Origin of the sequence: Sphingomonas sp. AOB5 (assembly GCF_029433115.1) — a bacterium.
GTDB lineage: Bacteria > Pseudomonadota > Alphaproteobacteria > Sphingomonadales > Sphingomonadaceae > Sphingomonas.
In genome coordinates this window covers 1-3,914 of sequence record NZ_JARNTV010000117.1, presented here as the reverse complement: position 1 = coordinate 3,914, position 3,914 = coordinate 1, and the positions used below count along the sequence as shown (strand labels likewise).

Sequence of the window (3,914 nt, the reverse complement as noted above, 5' to 3'; positions counted from 1 at the left end):
GCGGCAGCCGCCGCCGCGCCCTCCGACCGGATCGAGCGTGCCACGCGGCAAGCCAGGACGCGCGGTCTCTGGCAGCCTTGTCAGAGGCGCCAGTGCACGCTCATCTGAACCGCGTTCCACTGGCCGGCGCAGCCCGGCACTGCATCATGCGATCGTCATCCGAACGGACCGAGACGCCGCAGAGCGACTCGGCGACGCGCAGCGGCGTAGAGCGCGGTCACGCCGCAGGCGTGAGATGCCGGCTCAGGACTGGATATCTCCACTTACGCCAGAGCATGTTTTTCTACGCTGGAGCACTCTGACGGGCCCTGGCGGCTTTGGGCCGCTTGCCGTTGCCACGTCTTGCGCTCAGCCTCTGCCCACGGGGCACCATGCAAACGCAATCGATCTAGGGTGATGCCAAGATGCAGACCGAAGCTTCCGACCGTATCCTCCGCATCAAGACGGTGCTGGAGAAAACCGGCCTCAGCCGCTCCACCATGTATCGCCGGATGCAGGAGGGCAGTTTTCCAAAGAGCGTTCAGATCAGCATTCGCTGTGTTGGTTGGCGTGAAGCGGACGTGATCGCCTGGTGTCGAAGCCCAATGTACTACGACGCCCATCACCAGCCGTAGCTTTTCGACAGCTTTGCGCCCCACTGCGGTCGTTCGTGACTGACACAGCCGTTCCGACAAGCTGCCGTTTGTTCATGCGGTCGAACGGAGGCGCTGGGTGGTGAGAAGTGGCGCTCGCAAGGCTTACGGTGATCCGATAACAGTTGGCAACCGCGGGGGGAGCGAAGGGTGGGTGCGTTGCGCAATTGGAGTTTAGGGGAGCGACAAAAAAAGTTCGCTCGAGAGGTAGGTAGTGTGGTCCTGGGCGTGTTGATCGCGCTCGCTTTGGGCGAGGTTGCCTCCGACATACGGTGGCAGTTCGACGCTGCGGATGCCCGGCAGGCCTTGGTGAGTGATTTCGAGCGCGACGCGGGAGTCATGCACGAGCGGCGTCTCGCCAAGCGGTGCATCGACCGGCGACTTGGTGACGTCGAGACGCTGCTTAAACAGGCAGCGCGGACAGGCGTGCTACCGCTCATCGGCTCGATCGGGCGGCCGCCTACCCGTCCAATGCTGACGGCAGCTTGGGACACAAGCATTTCCTCGGGCGTGTTACCGCATCTCCCTCGGCGCGAGGTCAGCGGCATTTCGGCGAACTTCGATCAAATTAAAGAGATGAAGGCTGAGCTAAAGACACAGAGCGTGTTGTGGGCGAGGTTAGCTGCGTTGGAAAACGCGCCGGGTCCCGTTTCCCAGGAGCTGCTCGCCACATTGATGATCACCACTGCCGAACTCCGCAAGAGTAGTGCCTATGTTGACACCGTGGCGGGGCAGGTCGTGGCCGTCGCCAGCGACATCGGCAAGCTCGACTATTGGCTCATCCTCGACCGAGAGAACGGAACCGCGACTGATGTGATCACAGGCTTGCGCGCTCTGCCGATCTGCTCGCCATTGTTGGTCGATGGTAAGCCAGTGTCGCGACGACGCGGCTGAAAAAGCGATGCCGTCGCCACGTTGCTTGTAGCCATTCGGGAGGGCATTCGGCCGCGGTCTCGGCGTCAGCCGGGGTCAGCCAAGCGCCGCTAAATGGCCATTCTGCACGGTTCCCGGTGATCCTTAAAGCGGCCGTTAAGCGCGTCGGCCCGCGTTGTCGTCGGCGGCTGCCCGACCTCTCAGGTTTTCTACCGGCGATGCTAACGACTCGCAACTGGCGCGCGGACGGAACGCACTCAGTTCGCCGTGGTTTATCGCTTACAATTCAGGGAGATAAATTGTGGCTGACGCGAAACAGGATGCTGTGGCTTTGCTCAAGGCCGATCACCGCTCGGTCGAGGCGCTGTTCGAAAAATTCGAAGGCGCCAAGGGCGACGGCAGCAAGCAGAAGATCGCGCTGCAGATCTGCATGGAACTGACCGTCCACGCCAAGATCGAGGAAGAGATTTTCTACCCGGCGTGCGAGGGCAAGATCGAAGAAGATCTTCTCGAGGAAGCCTATGTCGAGCATGACGGCGCCAAGGTCCTGATCGCCGAGATCGAGGCGGGCTCGCCGTCCGACGACTTCTACGACGCCAAGGTGAAAGTGTTGTCCGAACAGATCGAACACCACGTCGAAGAGGAAGAAAAGCGAATGGAGGGCATGTTCGCGCAGGCCAAGAAGGCCGGGCTCGACATGGATGCGCTCGGCGAACAGCTGCTTGCGCGCAAGACAGAGTTGCTCGCCGATTACAAGGCAGGCGGCTTGCCCAAGCCAGAGCTGACCACGCTCAAAGCGACGACGATCTAAAATGATAAGTTGGACGATGGCATTGCCGGTAGGTTGGTCTAACTGCTCGCACGCAACCGCCCGCTTAGCGCCCTAAAAGTCGCCGTTCGCGGCCGTTTCCGGCGTTCCCAAAAGCTGCCAGCGGTGAAGAAGATAGGATTCGCGCGTGACAGAAAGGCGGCCGTTGCCGACCGCCTTCCTCAGCTGTCCTTGATCGTGGTGCTAGGGCTGCGCTTGCCGTGCGCGGTCGTCACGAACCGGCCGCTGATCGCGCTCCGGTAGGTGCCGCCCGTGCTGCCGCCGCCCGACCGCTCGAACACGGTCGTGCGCGGCGATGCCTTGCCGTGCTTCGCCGTCACGAAGCGCCCGCTGATCGCACTGCGGAACGAGCCGCCACTTCTGCCTTTTGCCATCATGCACTCCTTACGGTTGGGGCCGCGCGGGTACGCGGCCCCGGGGTCGTTCAGCCGCGCGGCGGGAAGGGATCGCCGCCAAAGCTGTCGCGCTCGCGGATCTGGCCGTTGCGGCCATGGATCAGCAGCTCGCTGTGCTGGTTCTGCGCGATGCCGCGTGCCGCCTCGATCGCAGCAGCCTGCGTCTCGTGCACCGACGTCGCGCGCTCGTTGCCCGCTCCGCGAACCGCCCAGCCGCCTTCGTGCGGCACCACATGCTGGTTCTTGCCCATGTTCGTCTTCCTCCTTCCTCGCGCTGTCGGGTAAGCCGGCTCGCGACACCGCTCCCGAACCCCATGATTGGCGTTCAAGGGAGTAGGCCGAGCGCGGCGACGCTCGCGGACATCTGAAAAATATTTTATCTGCTTGTCCGAGGCGGCGCACAGAGTCAGCCTACGTCCCAAGGCAGCTCTTGGGAGTGACGTGAACCGCGACGCATTGGACCCTGACGAAATCAGCGCGGCACTTGATGGTCTCGCTGCCATCGATCTCGCCCGTTTGCGCCGCGCCGGCCGTATCTATGCCCTTGGTCTCGCGTGCGGGGCCGACGATCTGATCGGCGAGGCCGTTGCTGCGACACTGTCCGGCGCGCGGACCTGCCCGCGGACGATGGCGCTGGTGCCGTTCCTGATCGGAGCGATGCGCAGCATAGCCTCGGCGGCACGTGGTTCCGCAGGTCGCGTCAAGGCGACGGTCTCGCTCGATGCCACCGGCACCGACGGGCGGCTGCTTGTCGTTCCCGTCGATCCTGATCCCGACGCTGAAACACGCCTGTTGGCCGCAGAGGACATGTCGGCGCGTATCGCGGCTCTCGAGGCGTTGTTCGCGGACGACGAGCAGGCGCTGCTGATGCTGATGTGCGACCTGGAATTTTACTCGAAGGAGGAAATCATGACCATGAACGACCTGGACGATAAGGCCTATGCCACCATTCGACGCCGCATGCGCCGGGCGATCAATGGGAGGTATCCAGCCGGGTGGACTGCGTGAGCGGCGACAAGCCCGATCCTGCGCTCCGCCGACTACTCGACGAACTGGCCGACGATCTGATGAGCCTCAGCGATGCCGAGCTGCTCGCTGAGCTGGCCACCGATGGTTTGGATGTCGACGCCGAGGCGGCGGCCGCGCGGAACGCGATCGCCGGTGGCGTTGCGCGTGCCGGCCAGG

The 3,914-nt window shown here is 63.3% G+C and carries 7 protein-coding genes; 5 read left to right on the top strand and 2 right to left on the bottom strand.

What is annotated here, in order from left to right; genetic code table 11:
- The first annotated feature begins 404 nt into the window (after window positions 1-404).
- From P1X14_RS21785 to P1X14_RS21775, 3 genes are all read left to right on the top strand, one after another.
- On the top strand, window positions 405-614 hold the full coding sequence (locus P1X14_RS21785) for an AlpA family phage regulatory protein (protein WP_277317524.1): 210 nt from the start codon (window positions 405-407) through the stop codon (window positions 612-614).
- A 249-nt stretch (window positions 615-863) separates the two neighbouring features.
- A complete protein-coding gene (locus P1X14_RS21780; RefSeq protein ID WP_277317523.1) occupies window positions 864-1,526 on the top strand; it encodes a hypothetical protein in 663 nt (220 codons plus the stop codon).
- A 280-nt stretch (window positions 1,527-1,806) separates the two neighbouring features.
- Window positions 1,807-2,316, top strand: coding sequence for a hemerythrin domain-containing protein (locus P1X14_RS21775; RefSeq protein ID WP_277317522.1), 510 nt, complete (start codon window positions 1,807-1,809; stop codon window positions 2,314-2,316).
- Window positions 2,317-2,495: 179 nt separating this feature from the next.
- On the opposite strand, the gene P1X14_RS21770 is transcribed toward P1X14_RS21775, so the two are convergent.
- Together P1X14_RS21770 and P1X14_RS21765 are read right to left on the bottom strand one after the other, a co-directional pair.
- Window positions 2,496-2,708 (bottom strand): hypothetical protein, encoded by a 213-nt coding sequence (locus P1X14_RS21770; protein ID WP_277317521.1) that lies wholly within the window; start codon window positions 2,706-2,708, stop codon window positions 2,496-2,498.
- 50 nt (window positions 2,709-2,758) lie between these two features.
- Entirely contained in the window at window positions 2,759-2,980 is a 222-nt protein-coding gene (locus tag P1X14_RS21765; protein WP_277317520.1) for a DUF2188 domain-containing protein, read from the bottom strand.
- A gap of 190 nt (window positions 2,981-3,170) precedes the next feature.
- On the opposite strand from P1X14_RS21765, the gene P1X14_RS21760 reads away from it, so the two are divergent.
- Both P1X14_RS21760 and P1X14_RS21755 read left to right on the top strand, forming a co-directional pair.
- On the top strand, window positions 3,171-3,737 hold the full coding sequence (locus P1X14_RS21760; RefSeq protein WP_277317519.1) for a hypothetical protein: 567 nt from the start codon (window positions 3,171-3,173) through the stop codon (window positions 3,735-3,737).
- Window positions 3,734-3,914 (top strand): hypothetical protein (locus P1X14_RS21755; protein ID WP_277317518.1); only part of this gene is annotated, 181 nt, incomplete at its 3' end. The genes P1X14_RS21760 and P1X14_RS21755, both read left to right, overlap by 4 nt.